This window comes from Streptomyces sp. NPDC054883, assembly GCF_053610645.1.
Genome location: NZ_JBSGYT010000002.1, coordinates 209,428 through 227,025, shown reverse-complemented (window position 1 = coordinate 227,025; position 17,598 = coordinate 209,428). Strand labels below are relative to the sequence as shown.

At 72.9% G+C, this 17,598-nt stretch carries 17 protein-coding genes; 8 read left to right on the top strand and 9 right to left on the bottom strand.

The window, feature by feature from the left end; all coding sequences use genetic code 11:
• Nucleotides 1-79 precede the first annotated feature (79 nt).
• From ACWGH1_RS03490 to ACWGH1_RS03480, 3 genes are all read left to right on the top strand, one after another.
• Complete coding sequence (locus tag ACWGH1_RS03490) at nt 80-1,204, top strand: threonine aldolase family protein (protein WP_453356316.1); 1,125 nt, start codon at nt 80-82, stop codon at nt 1,202-1,204.
• A 409-nt stretch (nt 1,205-1,613) separates the two neighbouring features.
• The gene (locus tag ACWGH1_RS03485; protein WP_453408382.1) at nt 1,614-2,738 is read left to right on the top strand and encodes a DUF5937 family protein; all 1,125 of its coding nucleotides are present in this window, start codon (nt 1,614-1,616) and stop codon (nt 2,736-2,738) included.
• A 152-nt stretch (nt 2,739-2,890) separates the two neighbouring features.
• Nucleotides 2,891-4,438, top strand: a complete 1,548-nt coding sequence (locus ACWGH1_RS03480) for a M20/M25/M40 family metallo-hydrolase (protein ID WP_453357320.1) — start codon at nt 2,891-2,893, stop codon at nt 4,436-4,438.
• A 33-nt stretch (nt 4,439-4,471) separates the two neighbouring features.
• Here the strand turns inward: ACWGH1_RS03480 and ACWGH1_RS03475 are convergent, their stop codons facing one another.
• Entirely contained in the window at nt 4,472-5,488 is a 1,017-nt protein-coding gene (locus ACWGH1_RS03475; RefSeq protein WP_453408381.1) for an SAM-dependent methyltransferase, read from the bottom strand.
• A gap of 107 nt (nt 5,489-5,595) precedes the next feature.
• Between ACWGH1_RS03475 and ACWGH1_RS03470 the strand changes: the two genes are divergently transcribed.
• Both ACWGH1_RS03470 and ACWGH1_RS03465 read left to right on the top strand, forming a co-directional pair.
• Nucleotides 5,596-6,798, top strand: a complete 1,203-nt coding sequence (locus ACWGH1_RS03470; RefSeq protein WP_453357087.1) for a sensor histidine kinase — start codon at nt 5,596-5,598, stop codon at nt 6,796-6,798.
• 3 nt (nt 6,799-6,801) lie between these two features.
• Nucleotides 6,802-7,479 carry a response regulator gene (locus tag ACWGH1_RS03465; RefSeq protein ID WP_453408380.1) on the top strand — a complete coding sequence of 226 codons (678 nt, stop codon included), beginning with the start codon at nt 6,802-6,804 and terminating at the stop codon, nt 7,477-7,479.
• A gap of 40 nt (nt 7,480-7,519) precedes the next feature.
• Here ACWGH1_RS03465 and ACWGH1_RS03460 read toward each other — a convergent pair whose 3' ends face one another.
• The 3 genes from ACWGH1_RS03460 to ACWGH1_RS03450 all read right to left on the bottom strand — a co-directional run bounded on the left by ACWGH1_RS03460 (nt 7,520) and on the right by ACWGH1_RS03450 (nt 9,944).
• A complete protein-coding gene (locus tag ACWGH1_RS03460; RefSeq protein WP_453353381.1) occupies nt 7,520-7,993 on the bottom strand; it encodes a carboxymuconolactone decarboxylase family protein in 474 nt (157 codons plus the stop codon).
• Between the two features lie 101 nt (nt 7,994-8,094).
• Nucleotides 8,095-9,456 carry a PH domain-containing protein gene (locus ACWGH1_RS03455; RefSeq protein ID WP_453353380.1) on the bottom strand — a complete coding sequence of 454 codons (1,362 nt, stop codon included), beginning with the start codon at nt 9,454-9,456 and terminating at the stop codon, nt 8,095-8,097.
• On the bottom strand, nt 9,453-9,944 hold the full coding sequence (locus ACWGH1_RS03450) for a PH domain-containing protein (RefSeq protein WP_453353379.1): 492 nt from the start codon (nt 9,942-9,944) through the stop codon (nt 9,453-9,455). Before ACWGH1_RS03450 ends, ACWGH1_RS03455 begins: the two co-directional genes overlap by 4 nt.
• Nucleotides 9,945-9,975: 31 nt before the next feature.
• Between ACWGH1_RS03450 and ACWGH1_RS03445 the strand changes: the two genes are divergently transcribed.
• Together ACWGH1_RS03445 and ACWGH1_RS03440 are read left to right on the top strand one after the other, a co-directional pair.
• On the top strand, nt 9,976-11,118 hold the full coding sequence (locus ACWGH1_RS03445) for an NADH-quinone oxidoreductase subunit D (RefSeq protein WP_453353378.1): 1,143 nt from the start codon (nt 9,976-9,978) through the stop codon (nt 11,116-11,118).
• Nucleotides 11,119-11,202: 84 nt separating this feature from the next.
• Complete coding sequence (locus tag ACWGH1_RS03440) at nt 11,203-11,418, top strand: hypothetical protein (protein WP_190185956.1); 216 nt, start codon at nt 11,203-11,205, stop codon at nt 11,416-11,418.
• 85 nt (nt 11,419-11,503) lie between these two features.
• Here ACWGH1_RS03440 and ACWGH1_RS03435 read toward each other — a convergent pair whose 3' ends face one another.
• From ACWGH1_RS03435 to ACWGH1_RS03420, 4 genes are all read right to left on the bottom strand, one after another.
• A complete protein-coding gene (locus ACWGH1_RS03435) occupies nt 11,504-12,538 on the bottom strand; it encodes a hypothetical protein (protein ID WP_453353377.1) in 1,035 nt (344 codons plus the stop codon).
• A gap of 112 nt (nt 12,539-12,650) precedes the next feature.
• Nucleotides 12,651-13,634, bottom strand: coding sequence for an ABC transporter substrate-binding protein (locus ACWGH1_RS03430; RefSeq protein WP_453353376.1), 984 nt, complete (start codon nt 13,632-13,634; stop codon nt 12,651-12,653).
• A gap of 70 nt (nt 13,635-13,704) precedes the next feature.
• Nucleotides 13,705-14,376, bottom strand: coding sequence for an ABC transporter permease (locus ACWGH1_RS03425; RefSeq protein WP_453353375.1), 672 nt, complete (start codon nt 14,374-14,376; stop codon nt 13,705-13,707).
• A 3-nt stretch (nt 14,377-14,379) separates the two neighbouring features.
• The gene (locus tag ACWGH1_RS03420) at nt 14,380-15,108 is read right to left on the bottom strand and encodes an ABC transporter permease (protein ID WP_453353374.1); all 729 of its coding nucleotides are present in this window, start codon (nt 15,106-15,108) and stop codon (nt 14,380-14,382) included.
• 169 nt (nt 15,109-15,277) lie between these two features.
• On the opposite strand from ACWGH1_RS03420, the gene ACWGH1_RS03415 reads away from it, so the two are divergent.
• The gene (locus ACWGH1_RS03415; protein ID WP_453353373.1) at nt 15,278-16,243 is read left to right on the top strand and encodes an ABC transporter ATP-binding protein; all 966 of its coding nucleotides are present in this window, start codon (nt 15,278-15,280) and stop codon (nt 16,241-16,243) included.
• 95 nt (nt 16,244-16,338) lie between these two features.
• Here ACWGH1_RS03415 and ACWGH1_RS03410 read toward each other — a convergent pair whose 3' ends face one another.
• A complete protein-coding gene (locus ACWGH1_RS03410) occupies nt 16,339-17,448 on the bottom strand; it encodes an alpha/beta hydrolase (protein WP_453353372.1) in 1,110 nt (369 codons plus the stop codon).
• Nucleotides 17,449-17,598: the final 150 nt, after the last annotated feature.

The window sequence follows — 17,598 nt, the reverse complement described above, 5'->3', positions numbered from 1 at the left end:
GGGGTACCGGACGATACGCCGCCATGCTAGCCCCTGGGCGTGTCGGCCGGTCTGCGGTGGCCCGGGCGATGATCGGGTCATGACGGATGACGAAGACCGGACGAAGCGGCTGGTGGCGGCATGGCGCGCGGCCGACCGGGTGCTGTCGCGGAGCCTGCTGGAGCCGACGGTGGGCGAACTGCTGGCCGCCCTGCCGGGGCTGGCCGCGGCGGACCCGGACGAGGGCGCCGACGTGTACGGCGACGGAGTGGTGGCCCGGCTGGAGCGGCGCGTCGCGGAGCTGCTGGGCACGGCGGACGCGGCGTTCTTCCCGAGCGGGACGATGGCGCAGCAGGTCGCGCTGCGGTGCTGGGCGGGGCGGACCGGGAACCCGGTGGTGGCCCTGCACCCGATGAGCCACCCCGAGCTGTGGGAGGGCGGCGCGCTGTCGGTGGTGTCGGGCCTGCGGACGGTGCACCCGACGCGGGAGGCGCGGCAGCCGACCGCGCAGGAGGTCGCGGAGCTGCCGGAGCCGTTCGGCACGCTGATGCTGGAGCTGCCGCTGCGGGAGGCGGGCTTCCTGCTGCCGACGTGGGAGGAGCTGGTCGCGCTGGTGGAGGCGGGGCGGGAGCGGGACGCGGTCGTGCACTTCGACGGGGCGCGGCTGTGGGAGTCCACGGTGCACTTCGGGCGGCCGCTCGCGGAGATCGCGGGGCTGGCGGACTCGGTGTACGTGTCCTTGTACAAGTCGCTCGGCGGGCTGAGCGGGGCGGCGCTGGCGGGTCCGGCCGAGCTGGTCGCGGAGGCGCGGGTGTGGCGGCACCGGTACGGGGGCCAGGTCTTCCGGCAGTTCCCGCAGGCACTGTCGGGCCTGGCCGGGCTGGAGCGCGTGCTGCCGGAGCTGCCGTCGTACGTGGCGCAGGCGCGGGTGGTCGCGGCGGCGCTGCGGGAGGGCTTCGCGGAGGCGGGGGTGCCGTGGTTCCGGGTGCATCCGGAGGTGCCGCACACGCACCAGTTCCAGGTGTGGCTGCCGTACGGGTCCGACCGGCTCACGGAGGCGGGCCTGCGGCAGGCGGAGGAGACGGGCCGCGTCCTGTTCCGCCGCTGGGCCCCCGGCGGCCCGCCGGACGTGTCCCTGACGGAACTGGAGATCACCTCCCCGGCCCTGTCCTGGACCCCGGCGGACGTCCGCGCGGCGGTCGCGGACTTCACGACCCACCTCTAGCCTCCGGCCGAAGTCGGGCGGCGGCCGGGCATTTCCAGCCCCGCCGACGCTTGAGGCGCGGGTACCGGCGGAACCCGCCCCCGGCCCCGCCGGCGCTTGAGGCGCGGGTCCGGGCGGAGCGGCCCACGGCCCCGCCGGCGCTTGAGGCGCGGGTCCGGGCGGAGCCCGGGGAACGGGGGAAGGGCGGGTAGGGGACAGCTCCGCGCAGCGTCCAAGTGCGGCGGCGCTCCCGGGGGCCGGACCCCCGCGCCTCAAACGCCGGCGGGGCCGGATTGGCCGGGGCAGCCGTAGACCGGGCAACCACAGGTCGCCGCAGGGCCGCGACCCGAGCGGGCGGCCGGGCGGGCCCGCTTCGCCCGGACGGACCCGTGCGGGGGGCGGGGGGCCGGGCGGGTCGGAGAATGGGGCGATGAGCGTCACCATCGACATCGCCGGGCTCCCCGCAGAGCGCATCCGCTTCGCGCCCTCCCCCCTCGCGGAACTCTGCATGGCCCTGCACGCGCTCTCCCAGCCCGCCCATCACCCCCGCCTCGCGTCCTGGGCCACCGCCACCGCCGCCGCGCTCGACCCCTGCCTCGCCGACCGGCTGCTCGAAGCCGACTTCCTGTGGCGCAGCTCCTTCTCCGACATCTTCATGCCCTTCGCCGGGACCCCCGGCGGCACCGGGCTGCCCGCCGCGACCCTGGCCGAGGAGCTCGACGTACTCGACGGCCTCGACGACGAGCGCTTCGTGACGGCCGCCCTCGAACACTGCTGGCTCGCGCTCTACAACGAGGGCGGCGCCCCCTCCCCCCTCAAGGACCCGGCCTCCCGCGCCCGGGTCCTTGAGGCCGCCGCCGCGCGCGGGCCGGCGCAGTTGCGGTTCTCGCTGCGGCTGCTGGACGACACCACCGCCGTCCGGGTCTGGCTGCGCCGCCTCCTGGAGGACTGCGACGCGGCGTTCTTCGCCGAGACCTGGCGGCGGACCGGCCCCCAGCAGGCCGCCGACGCCCGGCACAAGACCGAGGTGCTGCGCCGCAAGGGCCTGCCCGCCGCGCTCCGGGAGGTCTCGGCGGCGCTCTGCGTCGACGCAGCCGGGACCACGATCACCGCCGACAAGATGGTCGACGGCTCCGCCACCGCCACCGACCCGCGCATCGGCCCGGGTCTGGTCTTCATCCCCACCAACTTCGGCTGGCCGCACCTCCTCGTGCTGCACGCCCCCGGCTGGCGCCCGGTGGTCCACTACCCCCTCGGCTCCCCCGAACCGGCCTCCGCGCCCGGCTCGGTGGAGCTGCTCCGGCTCCGTATGGACGCCCTGGCGCACCCGATGCGGATGCAGTTGTGCCGCAGCCTCGCCAGGGCTCCGTACACGACCGGCGAGCTGGCCGCCGTATGCGGCATATCCGCTCCCGAGGTGTCCCGGCACCTCGCCGCGCTGAAGAAGGCCGGACTCCTGCACACCCGCCGCCAAGGGCGCTACGTACAGCACCAGTTGAACCTGCCCGCAGTGGCCCGGATCGGCTCCGACTTCATCGAGGGGATCCTGCGGTGACCAACCCGCCGGACGGTGGCCGGAATTCGACGGACCGGACGCACCGGTATCCGGATTTCACAAACCGGAAGCAGTGAAAGGTATGGCGGGAGCGGCTCCCCGCTGCTTAACGTGCGTCCACCGCCCAGCCCGCCTGTCGTGAAAGGACGTTCATGCCCTCACGCCGTATAGCCGCAGCCACCGCCGCACTGGCCCTCGCCTCCCCGTTGCTGCTCGCCGGCCCCGCCGGTGCCAGCAGCCCGCAGAGCGACGCCGCCCGGGGCGACGCGCTGGCGAAGAAGCTGGTCAAGGAGGCGACCGGCAAGGGCGCCGAGAACCACCTGAAGGTCCTGCAGTCGATCGCCGACTACAACAACGGCACCCGGGTGGCCGGCTCCAAGGGTCACGTGCAGTCCGCCCAGTACGTGGAAGCCGTGATGAAGGCGGCCGGGTACAAGGTCACGAGGAACGCCTTCGACTTCGTGTACGTGCAGACCATCGCCGAGACCCTCAAGGTGAACGGCGCCTCCCCGCGCGAGGTCCCGGTCAAGCTGATGACGTACACCGCGAGCGGCCCGGCCGACGGCGTCACCGCGCGCCTCGCCGTCGTCCCCGTCGACACGGACGGTACGAACGGCTGCGAGCCGGGCGACTTCGCGGCCGGCGCCTTCACCGGGCGCATCGCGCTCGTCAAGCGCGGCGGCTGCACCTTCGCCGCCAAGCAGGCCAACGCCGCGGCGGCCGGCGCGGTCGGCGCGATCATCTACAACAACACCGAGGGAGCCCTGAACGGCACCCTCGGCGACGCCGACGCGGGCAAGGTCCCCACCGGGGGCGTCACCCAGGCCGAGGGCGAGAAGCTCGCCGCCGAGGCCGCGGCCGGACCGGTCGAGGTCACCCTGGACATCCGCGAACTGCGCGAGAACCGCACCACCTACAACGTCGTCGCCGAGACCAGCGGCGGCGCCGAGGACGACACCGTCTTCCTCGGCGCGCACCTCGACTCGGTCGCGGCCGGTCCCGGCATCAACGACAACGGCTCCGGCTCGGCCGGCATCCTCCAGGTCGCGCAGCGCCTCGCGAACAGCCAGAAGCACATCAAGAACAAGGTCAAGTTCGCCTGGTGGTCGGCGGAGGAGTTCGGCCTGCTCGGCTCCGAGGCGTACGTGGGCGGCCTGACGGACGCGCAGAAGAAGCAGATCCGGCTCTACCTGAACTTCGACATGATCGCCTCGCCGAACGCCGCCTACTTCGTCTACGACGGCGACGACTCGGACAAGGCGGGCTCCGGCCCCGGGCCCGAGGGCTCCGCCCAGCTGGAGAAGGGCATCACCGACTTCCTGGACGAGCGGAAGATCCCGCACGAGGGCTCGGACTTCACCGGCCGCTCGGACTACGGCCCGTTCATCGAAGCCGGGATCCCCTCCGGGGGCACCGACACGGGCGCCGAGGGCATCAAGACCGCGGCGCAGGCGGCCAAGTTCGGCGGCCAGGCCGGTGTGGCCTACGACGTGAACTACCACGGCAAGGGCGACACCATCGCCAACATCGACCACAAGGCGCTCGACATCAACGTCGACGTCATCGCGAACGCTGTCGGCCACTACGCCTACGACCTGGCGCCGCTCGCGCGGCCGGTCGTCCCCGCCCCCGCGGGCGGCGGCGCGGGCGGCAGCGGCGGCGGCCTGCGCGAGGGCCACGACCACGGCGTGGCGCAGTAGTCCGGCGCTCCGGCCGGGCGGCGCCGCGCGGCGTCAGCCCGACCGGAGCCCCAGGCCGTCCAGCGGGCCCGGGCCCTCCGAGCCGTCCCCGCGGTCGATGCCGACCGGCTGCACCAGCCAGCCGAAGTCCCCGAGGCCGCCGCGCGCGGTGAGTTCCGCCGCCTCCCCCGCCGAGGCGAGGGCGCGCACGTACCCGGCCGGGTCGCTCGACGCCAGCGCCAGCGGCGGGCGGGCGCCCGAGACGCCGAGGGCGGCCAGCGCCTCCCGTTGCGTGAGCAGCACGGCGCCCGGTCCCGCGCAGGCGTCCAGGGCCACGTGCGCGGTGATGTCGCAGCTGCCGTCCGGGACCGGCCGGACCTCACGGCCGCCGCGGAATCCGGTCAGGGTGCCGTACGGGGGCCGCGCCCCGCGGGTGTGCGCGTAGTCCACCGCCACCGCCAGTCCCCGGTCCAGGGTGGCGACGGCCGCCGCCCAGGCCTCGTCGCGCGGCCGGCCGATCTCCGCCCGGCCGGCGCCCGGCCACCACCGGTCCAGCCAGGTGCGGTCCCGGCTCTCCAACGGGCCGCCGGGGCGCTCCGTACCGTCGGGCGCGACCAGGACGTACCGCCCGTCCTCGGCGACCTCCAGCGGTACGTTGTCCAGCCATTCGTTGGCGAACAGCAGGCCCGTCGTCCCCGGCGGCGGCGCCGCGACCCAGCGGACGCGGGGGTCCGGCCCGGCGGGCCGCCCCGCGCGCTCCACCGCGTACGGCCGCACCCGCGCCGCCGTCTCCGCCGGCAGGGCGGCGAGCACCCCGGTCAGCAGTTCCCCGCGGCCGGCCCCCACGTCGACCAGGTCCAGCCCGGCGGGCCGGCCGAGGGCCTCGTCCACCGCCAGGAGGAGCCGGGCCACGGCCCCCGCGTAGAGCGGCGAGGCGTGCACGGAGGTACGGAAGTGCCCGGCGGGGCCGGGGCCGCGGGGGTCCACGTAGAAGCCGCCCGGTCCGTACAGCGCCGCCTCCATGGCCGCCCGCCACCGGACCGGCCCGATCCCTTCACCCTGAACGCTCATCCCCCACAGGCTAAGGTCACCCTCCACCTTGGGGAGTACGCCCCCTTCGTACGGATCGCCCCTGTGGTTGACTCCCGCACCTATCTCCTTTGCCTACGCTGGGTTACGTGCAGCGCCTCTACGATTTCCTCCGCAGACACCCGACAGGGGTCGACAGCTTCTGGGCCGTCCTCCTGTGCGGGATCGCGCTGCTGGACCTGGCGTCCGCCGACCACTACAGCACCGGGAAACGGCTGCTCATCGTGCCCTCGGTGCTCGCGATGGGCGTCGTCATCGCGCTGCGCCGCAGGTGGACGCCGCAGATGTTCTGGCTGGCGGTGGGCACGGGCGCCTACCAGCTGGCCACCGGTGTCGAGGTGCACAACGGCGACTTCGGCATGCTGGTGATCCTGTACACCGTGGCCGCCTCGGGGGAGGTCTCGCGCCGGCTCTCCCGGTTCGCGTTCGCCCTCGGGCTGACCGCCTCGCCGCTGTACGCCCTGCGCTTCCACGTCGACAAGGGCGACACCAGCGACAACTTCTTCTTCACCCTCTTCGCCGTCGTCCCCTTCGCCCTCGCCTGGGTGCTGGGCGACTCGCTGCGCACCCGCCGCGCCTACTACGCGCAGCTCGTCGAGCGCAACCAGCGGCTGGAGAAGGAGCGCGAGGCGCAGTCCAAGGTGGCCGTCGCCGCCGAACGCGCCCGGATCGCCCGCGAGCTGCACGACGTCGTCGCGCACAACGTCTCCGTGATGGTGGTCCAGGCGGACGGCGCCGCGTACGTCATGGACGTGGCACCGGAACAGGCCAAAGAGGCGCTCCAGACCATCTCCGGCACCGGCCGCCAGGCACTGGCCGAGATGCGGCGGCTGCTGGGCGTGCTGCGCACCGGCGAACCGCAGGAGTCCGAGGACTACGTGCCGCAGCCGGACGTCGAACAGATCGAGGTCCTGGTCGAGCAGGTCCGCGCGGCCGGACTCGACGTGGACTTCGCCGTCGAGGGCGCGCCGCGGCGGCTGCCGAGCGGGGTGGAGCTGACGGCGTACCGGATCGTGCAGGAGGCGCTGACCAATACGCGCAAGCACGGCGGCCCGGAGGCGAAGGCGAGCGTCCGGCTGGTGTACTTCGACGACGGGCTCGGCCTGCTGATCGAGGACGACGGGCGGGGCGCCGCCCACGAACTGTACGAGGACGGCGGCGTCGACGGCGCCGGGCACGGACTGATCGGCATGCGGGAGCGCATCGGTATGGTCGGCGGCACGCTGGACGCGGGCCCGCGTCCGGGCGGCGGCTTCCGGATCAGCGCGCTCCTCCCACTCAAGAAAAGGTGATTGATGTCCATCCGCGTGATGCTGGTCGACGACCAGGTACTGCTGCGCACGGGCTTCCGGATGGTGCTCGCGGCCCAGCCGGACATGGAGGTCGTCGCCGAGGCGGGTGACGGCCTGGAGGCGCTGGAGGTGCTGCGGGCCACCAAGGTGGACGTGGTGCTGATGGACGTGCGGATGCCCAGGCTCGACGGGGTCGAGGCGACGCGGCGCATCTGTGAGCCGGAGGAGCACCCCAAGGTGATCATCCTGACCACCTTCGACCTGGACGAGTACGCGTTCTCGGGCCTCAAGGCGGGCGCGAGCGGCTTCATGCTCAAGGACGTCCCGCCGGGGGAACTGCTGGCCGCGATCCGCTCGGTGCACAGCGGCGACGCGGTGGTGGCGCCGTCGACGACGCGGCGGCTGCTGGACCGGTTCGCTCCGATGCTGCCGACGACCTCGCAGGAGCCGCGGAACAAGGAGATCGAGCGGCTGACGGAGCGGGAGCGGGAGGTCATGCTGCTGGTGGCGCAGGGCCTGTCGAACGGGGAGATCGCGGCCCGGCTGGTGCTGTCGGAGGCGACGGTGAAGACGCACGTGGGCCGGATCCTGACGAAGCTGGGGCTGCGCGACCGGGTGCAGGTGGTCGTCCTGGCCTACGAGTCGGGACTGGTCCGCGCGGGCGGCGGCCCGGCCGCCTGACGGCGGCCGGGCCCGCCCGGCAGGATCCCGAGGAGGGGGCCTAGCCGAACTGGCCGGGCTGGTAGTCGCCCGCGGGCTGCTGGACGATGACGTTGAGCCGGTTGTAGGCGTTGATGAGGGCGATCAGCGACACGAGGGCGACGAGCTGCTCCTCGTCGTAGTGCTTGGCGGCGTTCGCCCACACCTCGTCCGTGACGCCGCCGGCCGCGTCCGCGATGCGGGTCCCCTGCTCCGCCAGCTCCAGGGCGGCGCGCTCGGCGTCGGTGAACACCGTGGCCTCCCGCCACACCGCGACCAGGTGCAGGCGCTGCGCGTCCTCACCGGCGGCGAGGGCGTCCTTGACATGCATGTCGGTGCAGAACCCGCACCCGTTGACCTGGCTGGCGCGGATCTTCACCAGTTCCTGCGTCGCGGCGGGCAGCGTCGAGTCGGAGATCACCTTGCCGGCCGAGTTGACGTGCTTGAGGAACTTGCCTGCGGTCGCATTGCCGAAGACGTTCAAACGGGCGCTCATCGTGGACTCCTCCGCCGTGGTACGGGCTGACACAGCTCTGACGGCGCGGCCCGGCCCGATGTGACACCCCCGGACGTGACGTGCGTCACCGCCCCGGGCCGTCAGGTCATCCACCGGTCCGGGCGGGCCGTGGCGCGCGAGGTGCGCGAGCGGTCGGCCTGGGCGTGGAGCAGGGCGGCCGCCTCGGGCGCCGACCGGAGCCGGGCCGTCACCGTGCCGTTGGCCCCGGTGTCGACGTGTACGTCGGCCACGCCGTGGACCCGCATCCAGGGGCCCCGGGTGAGCCGGACGCTCTGCACCTTGGCGTGCGGGACGATCTCCGTACGGCGGCACAGCAGCCCGCGCCGGGCGGCGAACACCTCCGCGGAGACGGCCACGGCGCAGCCCCGCCACCGGACCGGGGCCACCCACCGCGCACCGGACCGTGCGGCGGGGGCGAAGCACAGCGCCGCCAGGTCCACGCCCGGCAGCACGCGCGCGATCACCTCGTACGCGGCGGCCCGGGCGGCCACCGGAACCAGGACGTCGTTCTTCGAGCCCGCCACCGCCAGCTCCACCCGCACCCAGCCGCGCCGCCGCCACAGCAGCGGCTCGACGATCCGCACGGTCTGCACCCGGCCGGGCGGCACCGTCTCGTGGACCCGGTCCGCCAGCCCGTGGTCGAGCCGCAGCCCGTCGGGGGACTCCGCGACCGTCCAGTCGTACTCCGCGAGGAACCGGCCCGCGCTGCTGCTCCAGGCCCAGCCCAGCAGCGGCAGCAGGGCGGCCGCGGCCGCCCACGGGCCGGCGCTGAACCACCACACCGTCACCGGCACGAGCAGCCCGCCGGCCACCGCCGCGAGCACCCCCGGGCTCAGCAGCAGCGAGACCACCAGCTCGCGCGGCCCGACCCGGAGCAGCGCACGCTCCGGCGCCTCGCCTAGCGCGACCGCCTCGGCCGGGGCGAAGCCGGCGGCCCGGGCGAGGAGTTCGGCGCGCAGTGCGGCGGCGTCCTGCTCGGCCAGGTACGCCAGCTCGTCCTTGTCGTCGGTGCCGATGACGTCGATCCGCAGCTTCGCGACCCCCGCGAGCCGGGCCAGCAGCGGCCGGGTGACGTCCACCGCCTGGATCCGGTCGAGCCGGATGTGGGCCGTGCGGCGGAAGAGCAGCCCGGTGCGGATGCGCAGCTCGGTGTCGGTGACGGCGTAGTGCGTGAACCACCAGCTCAGCAGCCCGTACGTACCGAAGACGAGGAGCAGGGCGAGGAGGACCAGGAAGCGGAGTGACACGGACAGCTCCGTGATCCACTCCTCGGCCCGGTCGCCCTGCTGCGCGACCACGCCGATGACCGCCGCGATCGGCACCCAGGCGCGCAGCAGCGGCGTCAGCGGGTGCAGCCGCCGCTCGTCCGCGGACACCGCGGGCACCCCGGGCGGCCCCGGCAGCCCCACCCCCTCGGCGCCCCCGGCGCCCGCCGTGCTCACAGGCCGGCCGATCTTGCCTCGCCCAGCTCGGTCAGCCGGTCGCGCAGCCGCTCGGCCTCCCCCGGCACCAGCCCCGGGATCTTCGCGTCGGTCGCCGCGGCCGCCGTGTGCAGCTGTACGGAGGCCAGCCCGAAGCGCCGCTCCAGCGGCCCCGAGGTCACCTCCACCAGCTGCATGCGCCCGTACGGCACCACCGTCTGGGCCCGCCACAGCACGCCCCGGGTGATCAGCAGGTCATCGGCCCGTTCCGCGTACCGCCACGACCGCCAGTTCCGCCCGAGCAGCACCCAGCCCCACCCCAGCGCCCCCAGCCACACCGCCCCGCAGGCCGCCCACGCCGGGCCGGCGGTCAGCCCGAGCACGACCCCCGTCACCACCGCGAGCAGCAGTGCCCAGAACGCCAGCAGCAGCCGGCGCAGCCTGAGCAGGCCGCCCGGCAGTCCCACCCAGTCGGGGAGGCTCGTCTCACCCGTTGTCCCGGTTTCCATGGGCACAGCGTAGGGCTGAGAGAATGCGGCCATGACGGAGACCACGGTCGGCATCGGCGGGGCGGCGGAGAGCACCGACATGGTGCTCAACATCGGACCGCAGCACCCTTCCACGCACGGCGTCCTGCGCCTGCGCCTCGTCCTGGACGGCGAGCGCATCGTCAGCGCCGAGCCGGTGGTCGGCTACATGCACCGCGGCGCCGAGAAGCTCTTCGAGGCCCGCGACTACCGGCAGATCGTGATGCTGGCCAACCGCCACGACTGGCTGTCCGCGTTCTCGAACGAACTCGGCGTGGTCATGGCCGTCGAGCGGATGCTGGGCATGGAGGTCCCCGAGCGGGCCGTGTGGATGCGGACCCTGCTCGCCGAGCTGAACCGGGCGCTGAACCACCTGATGTTCCTCGGGTCGTACCCGCTCGAACTGGGCGGGATCACCCCGATCTTCCACGCGTTCCGTGAGCGCGAGGAGCTCCAGGCCGTCATGGAGGAGATCTCCGGCGGCCGGATGCACTACATGTTCAACCGGGTCGGCGGCCTCAAGGAGGACCTGCCCGCCGGCTGGCTCGGCCGGGCCCGTGCCGCGGTCGCCGACGTCCGCACCCGCATGGACGTCTACGACAAGCTGGTCCACGGCAACGAGATCTTCCGCGGCCGCACGCGCGGGGTGGGGGTGCTGTCGGCGGAGGCCGTGCACGCGTACGGGGTCTCCGGCCCCATCGCCCGCGCCTCCGGCGTCGACTTCGACCTGCGCCGCGACGAGCCGTACCTGGCCTACGGCGAACTCCAGGACGTGCTCAAGGTGATCACCCGGACCGAGGGCGACTGCCTGGCCCGCTTCGAGGTGCTGCTCGACCAGACCCACAACGCCCTCGACCTCGCCGAGGCCTGCCTGGACCGGATGGCGGAGCTGCCGCCAGGGCCGGTCAACCAGCGTCTGCCGAAGGTCCTGAAGGCGCCCGAGGGGAGCACGTACGCCTGGACCGAGAACCCCCTCGGCATCAACGGCTACTACCTCGTCTCGAAGGGCGAGAAGACCCCCTACCGGCTGAAGCTGCGCTCGGCGTCCTTCAACAACATCCAGGCGCTGGCGGTACTGCTGCCCGGGCAACTGGTCGCGGACATGGTGGCGATCCTCGGCTCGCTGTTCTTCGTGGTCGGGGACATCGACAAGTAGCCGCCGGGTCGGCGGTCCGGCCTGACCGGGGGCGCCGCCGGGTCCGGCGGCCCGGATGTCGGCGGCGGGGTGCAGACTGGGGGCATGTCCCACTCCCCCCGGCGGGCCTGCCCCGCCTGCGGCCGCGACTGCGCCGTGACGGCCGGCCGGATCGCCCGCCACGACCCGCCCGGCGGCCGGGAGCGCGGCGGGCTGGTGTCCTGCCCCGGCTCCCGTGCCCGGGTGGTCCTGGGCGCCTCGGCCCCCACCCTGGACGGTTTCACCCTGGGCCCGCACCCGGGCCAGCTGCCGCTGTTCTGACGGCCCCGGCCGGTGCGGCCCTTCCTGCTCCTGCCCGTCCTGCCGGGCCGGTCCGTCCGGGTGCGGGCAACGGGTCCGGCGGGTCCTACGAAATGGCGCTGCGCAGGCGGGCCACGTCGACCGGCTCGGTCTCGTCGTGGGCGGTCAGGTCGATGACCTGGCCCACCGCCCGCTGTTCGGCGGTGAGCACCTTGAACCCCGGTTCGGCGTTGCCCTGTCCGGCCGACTCCGCCTTGTGCACCGCGAGGGCCTCCGCGCCGACGACGTCCGCGAGGTCCTCGTTCTGAACGGACTCGATCACGGCGCGGGCCTGTGCGGCGGTCTTGGTGCCGAAGAAGTCGAAGCCGCCCTCGACGCGCGAAGTCGACCGCCGGGGAGCCGAGTACGGGGCCACCGCCGCCGCGAGCCGCCGGGCCGGGAGCTGCGCGGCGGGAACGCCCGGCGCGGCCCCGGCGGACGTACGGCCGTGCGCGTCCGGCTCGCCCGCCGGGGTCTGCGCCCCGGACGCACCCGACGGGCCCGCCACCGCGGCCCGCTGCTCCGCCTTGCGCACCAGCGCGGCCATGGCCGCGTTGGCGCGGGCGTACCCGACCGCCGTGGGCGCCCCGCTGCCGGTACGTTCCTGCGACACCGCCGGGAGTTCCTTCGGCGCGGCCGGACCCGAGGCCGCCTCGAGGGCGAGCAGCCGGCGCCGCTCCAGGGCGCTGGCGCGTTCGGTTTCGGCAGTGGCGTACCGGCGCAGCAGCGCGGCGTGTTCGCCGCGCAGGCCCGCCAGTTCGACCCGCTTGGCGCGCAGCTTCGCATCGAGCTTGGCGCGCAGCACGCGGGCTTCTTCCAGATCGGTCTCGAGCTCGGCTATCCGCTCTTCCGTCTTCCACTCGTCCTTGACCCGCTCACGGGCGAGCTCCGCCACCCGGCGTCCGGCCGAGCGGTCCCAGGAGCGCATGACGGCGGCGCCGGCCACGCCCGCGGCCGCCGTGAGGGCCACGAGCAGGCGCAGCGCCACCGGTTCCGCGAGCAGCCAGGCCGCGCCGGCACCGGCCACGGAAACACCGGCGAGGGCGGTCGGAGTGAGCAGACGGTGCAGAGGTTCTGGATTGCGGTGGCGTCCACGGGGCATGGCCTGAAATTTACAGGGCGTGGGCGTGGTGTGGGGTAGCCGCCCGGCAATCTCTTACCAGGCGGATACCCGCCATTTCCGCATCAAACGCGTAACTGATCTTCGTCCGGGACTACTTCTTGATCAGACCCTTGGATTCCAGGTACGCCTTGGCGACGTCGGCGGCCTTGGCGCGCTCCGCGTCCACCTTCCGGTTGAGGTCGACGAGGTCGGCCGTCGTCAGCGTCTTGGTGAGCCCGTCGAGCGCCGCCGCGACCTCCGGTGCGCCGGCGTCCTTGGCGTTGACGACCGGCAGGACGTTGTCGGCGTTCTGGAGCTTCTTGTCGTCCTCCAGCAACACCAGCCCGTAGCTGTCGAGCGTGGCATCGGTGGACGTGGTCAGCACGAGCTGGTCCACGCCGTCCTTGACGGCCTGCTTGGCCTGCGGGGTGCCGACACCCTTCGGGTCAATACCGGAGACCGAAATTCCGTATGTCTTCTCCAACCCCGGCTGGCAGAAGGGGCGGACCGCGCATTCGTCACCGGCCGCGATCTTCACCTTGAGCCCCGCCCTGCCGAGATCGGAAAGGCTCTTGAGGTTGTTCTTCGCGGCGAATTCCTTCGTCACCGCGAAAGCGTTCTGGTCGACCGCCGAACCCACCGGCAGCACCTTGAGCCCGAGCGGGGTCGCGAGCTTCTCCAGCGCCGCCACCGTTGCCGCAGCGTCACTCGACGCGACCGGCTTGTCCTTCGGCGCGTCCTTGCCGTTGACCTTGGCGTTCAGGAACTCCGCGAGCGTGGCCGCGTACTCGGGGACGACGTCGATCTCGCCCTTCTCCAGCGACGGCTCGTACAGTTCGCGGTTGTTGACCGTGGTGACGGAGGTCGAGTAGCCCGCGTTCCGCAGGACCTGCGCGTACAGCTCCGCCAGCACGTTGGACTCGGTGAAGCCGGCCGCGCCGATCACCAGATTGCCCTTGGCGCCGCCGCCCGGGGCGGAGGAGGCCGAGCCGCCGTCCTTGGCCTTCTCCAGGCTGTCGCCGCCGCACGCGGTGAGCGATGCGGCGAGGGCGGCCGCACCCAGCGCCGCGCCGAGGACGTGCAGGGACTTGCTCATGTGGTGGTCCTCCAGAGGAGTGGGGCCGACGGAAATCGTGAGGTGTCGAAACGGGACGGCCGGCGAACGGTCAGCGGGCCGCCGGGGGGTGGCCCGGCAACAGCCGGTCGGCCGCCACCAGTGCCCCCTCCACCAGCAGGGCCAGCAGCGCCACGAGCACGGCGCCCGCCACCACCTGCGGGGTGTTGTACGTGTTGAACCCGGCGGTGATGATCCGGCCCAGGCCGCCCTGGCCGACCATCGCCGCGATCGTGGCGGTGGCGATGACCTGGACGGCGCCCGAGCGCAGACCCGTCATCACCAGGCCCCGGGCGAGCGGAAGTTCCACCCGCAGGAAGAGCTGCCCACCGGACATCCCCATGCCCCGGGCCGCCTCGACCACCGCGCGGTCCACCTCGCGCATGCCCACGTACGCGTTGGTCAGCAGCGGCGGGATCGCGAACAGCACCAGCGCGATGACGGTCGGCAGATAGCCGGCGCTGCGCAGGGGCGAGACCATGAACAGGGCGAGCACCGCGAAGACCGGGACGGCCCGCCCGGCATTGGACACGTTCACCGCGAGGGTGCCGCCCTTGCCGAGGTGGCCGAGCCACAGCCCGACCGGCAGCGCGACCGCGCAGGCGACGGCCAGCGCGATCCCGCTGACGAACACGTGCTCGCCGAGCCGGTGCCAGACACCGTTCTCCCCGGCCCAGTTGGCGCCGTCCGTCAGCCAGTCCCATGCCCCGCCCAGTATGCCCACGGCTCAGGCACCCCCGGAGGGGACCGGCACGGGAACGTCCGGGGCCGCCGCCCTGCGCGGCGCCCGGTCCGCCCTGGTCCACGGCGTGAGCAGCCGCTGCACCCCGAGCAGCAGCAGGTCGGCCACCAGGGCGAGCAGCACGCACAGCACCGACGCGGTGAGCACCTGGGCCTTGAAGGAGCTGTTCACGGCGGGGGCGATCAGGTTGCCCAGGCCGCCCTTGCCCACGATGGAACCGACGGTCGTCAGCGCCACGGTGGACACCGTGGCGATCCGCACCCCGGCCAGCAGCGCGGGCAGCGCCAGGGGCAGCTCGACCTGCCACAGCAGCCGCCCCGGGCCGTACCCCATCCCGCGCGCCGCTTCCCGTACGTCCTCGGGCACGGCCGCGAGACCGGCCAGCACGTTGCGGACCAGGATGGTCAGCGAGTAGAGCACGAGACCGGTCACGACCAGCGCCGCCGACAGCCCGAAGAACGGCAGCAGCAGCGAGAACATCGCGAGGGACGGGATCGTGTAGAGCAGGGTGGTCAGCCCGAGGACCGGCGCCGCCCAGTGGCGGCCGCGGCGGGCCAGCAGCGCCAGCGGCACCGAGACGACGAGACCGATCAGCACCGAGGCGACGGTGATCCACACGTGCTGGACGGTGGCGTCGGTGAGTTCCTGGGAGCGGGAGGTGACGTACTCCCAGCAGAACCAGTCGTTTTCCACGAGGCAGTTCCGCTTGTCCACCCTGCTCACCTCCTGTCACCGGACGCATACGTTTGCGATCGAGGGCCGTCGCGCGGGCACTCGGCCGGAACCGACCCTAACCCCCGGCACCGACATTGGCCGGAATCCTTCGCACTCGGGTAACACTCTCGTCACACACGCTGCCCGCCGAGTGAGGAAAGATGGCGAGGTGATCCGATTCGAGCATGTGACCAAGCGCTACCCCGACGGGACCACGGCCGTCGAGGACCTGTCCTTCGAGGTGGCGGAAGGCGAGCTGGTCACGCTGGTCGGCCCCTCCGGCTGCGGCAAGACGACCACCATGAAGATGGTCAACCGGCTGATCGAGCCGACGTCCGGCCGGATCCTGCTGGCCGGCGAGGACATTTCGAGCGCCGACCCCGTGGAGCTGCGCCGCCGCATCGGCTACGTCATCCAGCAGGTCGGGCTGTTCCCCCACAAGACGGTGCTGGAGAACACGGCCACCGTGCCCCAGCTGACCGGCACCCCCAAGGCCAGGGCCCGCGCCCGCGCCGCCGAGCTCCTGGACCTCGTGGGACTGGACCCGTCGGTGTACGGGGACCGGTACCCGCAGCAGTTGTCCGGCGGCCAGCGCCAGCGCGTCGGCGTGGCCCGCGCGCTGGCCGCCGACCCGCCGGTGCTGCTGATGGACGAGCCGTTCGGCGCGGTGGACCCGGTGGTGCGCGAACGCCTCCAGAACGAGTTCCTGGAACTCCAGCGCACCGTCCGCAAGACGATCCTGCTGGTCACGCACGACCTGGAGGAGGCGATCCGGCTCGGCGACCGCATCGCCGTCTACGGCACGGGCACCATCGAGCAGTTCGCCCGCCCGGCCGTGGTGCTGGCCGCGCCCGCCACCGAGTACGTGGCCTCCTTCGTCGGCTCCGACCGCGGCCTCAAGCGGCTCGCGGTCACCGCCGTCGAGCCGGCCGACCTGGCCCCGGCGGGCGGCGCCGCGGCCCCGGCCGCCGACGTACCGCTTGGGGCCACGCTGCGCGAGGCGCTCGCGGCGCTGCTCCAGGAGGACTCCGGCCGGATCGGCGTCAAGGACCCCGACTCCGGCGCGCTGCTCGGCGTACTGACCCCCGAGGCCGTGCACCGGGCGCTGCGCCGGGCCCAGCTCCAGGAGGCGTGAACAGCCGCGCGGGCCGAACGAAAAGGAGAGTGACCGGCCGTCAGGCCCGTCACTCTCCTGCCTTCCACCCGCCGGCTCCCCGCCGGCGGCCCGGGTCAGGCCTGCATCCGGCCGCTCAGCCAGACCAGCATCGGCGCGATCTCGCGGCGCCAGGTGTTGAAGTTGTGGCCGCCGCTGTCGAGGACGATCGAGGAGACCCGGTCCGAGCCCTTGACCAGCTTGATGAACTTCTTGGTGTCACCCAGGTTGTCCTCGCCCTTCTCGCTGGTCGTGACCAGGAAGGAGGTGCCGGTCGGCTTCTTGTGCTCGATGCTGTGCAGGACGTCGGCGCGCTTCCTCAGCTTGTCGTCGCCCTTGAACAGGTCACCGGTCGTCGGGTCGTCCGCGGCCTGGTAGTACGCGGACAGGCCGACACCGGCGCCGAAGGTCTGCGGGTAGTGCGCGGCGATCTTCAAGGCGCAGTAGCCGCCCGTGGAGTTCCCGATGAAGCCCATGTTCTGCGGCTTCTTGCCCACCCGGAAGGCGGACTGGATCGCCTGCGGCAGGTCCTGCCCGAAGAAGGTCTCGGTCTGCGGGCCGCCCGGGATGTCCACGCACTCCGTGTCGCGCGGGGGCGCGATCGTCGGGCGGAGCATCACGAGGATCATCGGCTGCATCCTGCCCGCCTTGGCCTGCTTGAAGGCCGTCATCGGGTAGTTCAGGCCTTTGATCAGGTTTTCGGCCGTACCCGGGTAGCCCGTCAGCACGATGGAGGCCGGGAAGTTCTTGTTCTTGTAGTGCGGCTGGAAGTACTCCGGCGGCAGCCACACGTACCCGGGGCTGGTTATCTTCGACTTGTCGCCGGTTATGGCAACCTTCAGGATCTGACCGCCGACCTGGGGCTTGGCGCCACCCGGCACGTCCAGGCTCTGCTTGTCGACGACCTTGATGTCCTTGGTGCTCATCGAGTGGTCGACGACCTTGCCCATGGACGTCTGCTGGCCGAACAGGTCGGCCCAGGAACCGTAGAAGAGGAAGGACTTGTTCGCCGCGAGGCCGACCGCCGAGAACAGCGCCAGCTGGGTCACGAGCAGGAGGCCGATCCGGCCGAGCAGCGCACGCCAGGTGCGGCCCGAGAGCCGCGGCCAGAACCACACCGTGGCCGCGAACAGCAGCACACCGAGGATGATGGCCAGGACCAGAACCGTATTACTGGTGAGACCCATGAGCAGTCAGTCGACTTTCTGGTGGCAGGGCTAGTTTTTCTCGACGGAAGAGTGAACCCGCTCGCCCTCGATGTCGTCCTAGGGGACGCACCACACTCCGGAGGCTGTCGCGGCCTTCGGCCACATGATCTCTCGCGGAGCAACGGGAAG

Bases quoted from the DNA above. Each gene is read 5' to 3' on its own strand.
- ACWGH1_RS03485 (WP_453408382.1), top strand. From the start codon at position 1,614: ATGAGCGTCACCATCGACATCGCCGGGCTCCCCGCAGAGCGCATCCGC.
- ACWGH1_RS03410 (WP_453353372.1), bottom strand. From the start codon at position 17,448: ATGGGTCTCACCAGTAATACGGTTCTGGTCCTGGCCATCATCCTCGGT.
- ACWGH1_RS03440 (WP_190185956.1), top strand. From the start codon at position 11,203: ATGTCCCACTCCCCCCGGCGGGCCTGCCCCGCCTGCGGCCGCGACTGC.
- ACWGH1_RS03460 (WP_453353381.1), bottom strand. From the start codon at position 7,993: ATGAGCGCCCGTTTGAACGTCTTCGGCAATGCGACCGCAGGCAAGTTC.
- ACWGH1_RS03445 (WP_453353378.1), top strand. From the start codon at position 9,976: ATGACGGAGACCACGGTCGGCATCGGCGGGGCGGCGGAGAGCACCGAC.
- ACWGH1_RS03475 (WP_453408381.1), bottom strand. From the start codon at position 5,488: ATGAGCGTTCAGGGTGAAGGGATCGGGCCGGTCCGGTGGCGGGCGGCC.
- ACWGH1_RS03480 (WP_453357320.1), top strand. From the start codon at position 2,891: ATGCCCTCACGCCGTATAGCCGCAGCCACCGCCGCACTGGCCCTCGCC.
- ACWGH1_RS03465 (WP_453408380.1), top strand. From the start codon at position 6,802: ATGTCCATCCGCGTGATGCTGGTCGACGACCAGGTACTGCTGCGCACG.
- ACWGH1_RS03450 (WP_453353379.1), bottom strand. From the start codon at position 9,944: ATGGAAACCGGGACAACGGGTGAGACGAGCCTCCCCGACTGGGTGGGA.
- ACWGH1_RS03490 (WP_453356316.1), top strand. From the start codon at position 80: ATGACGGATGACGAAGACCGGACGAAGCGGCTGGTGGCGGCATGGCGC.
- ACWGH1_RS03435 (WP_453353377.1), bottom strand. From the start codon at position 12,538: ATGCCCCGTGGACGCCACCGCAATCCAGAACCTCTGCACCGTCTGCTC.
- ACWGH1_RS03430 (WP_453353376.1), bottom strand. From the start codon at position 13,634: ATGAGCAAGTCCCTGCACGTCCTCGGCGCGGCGCTGGGTGCGGCCGCC.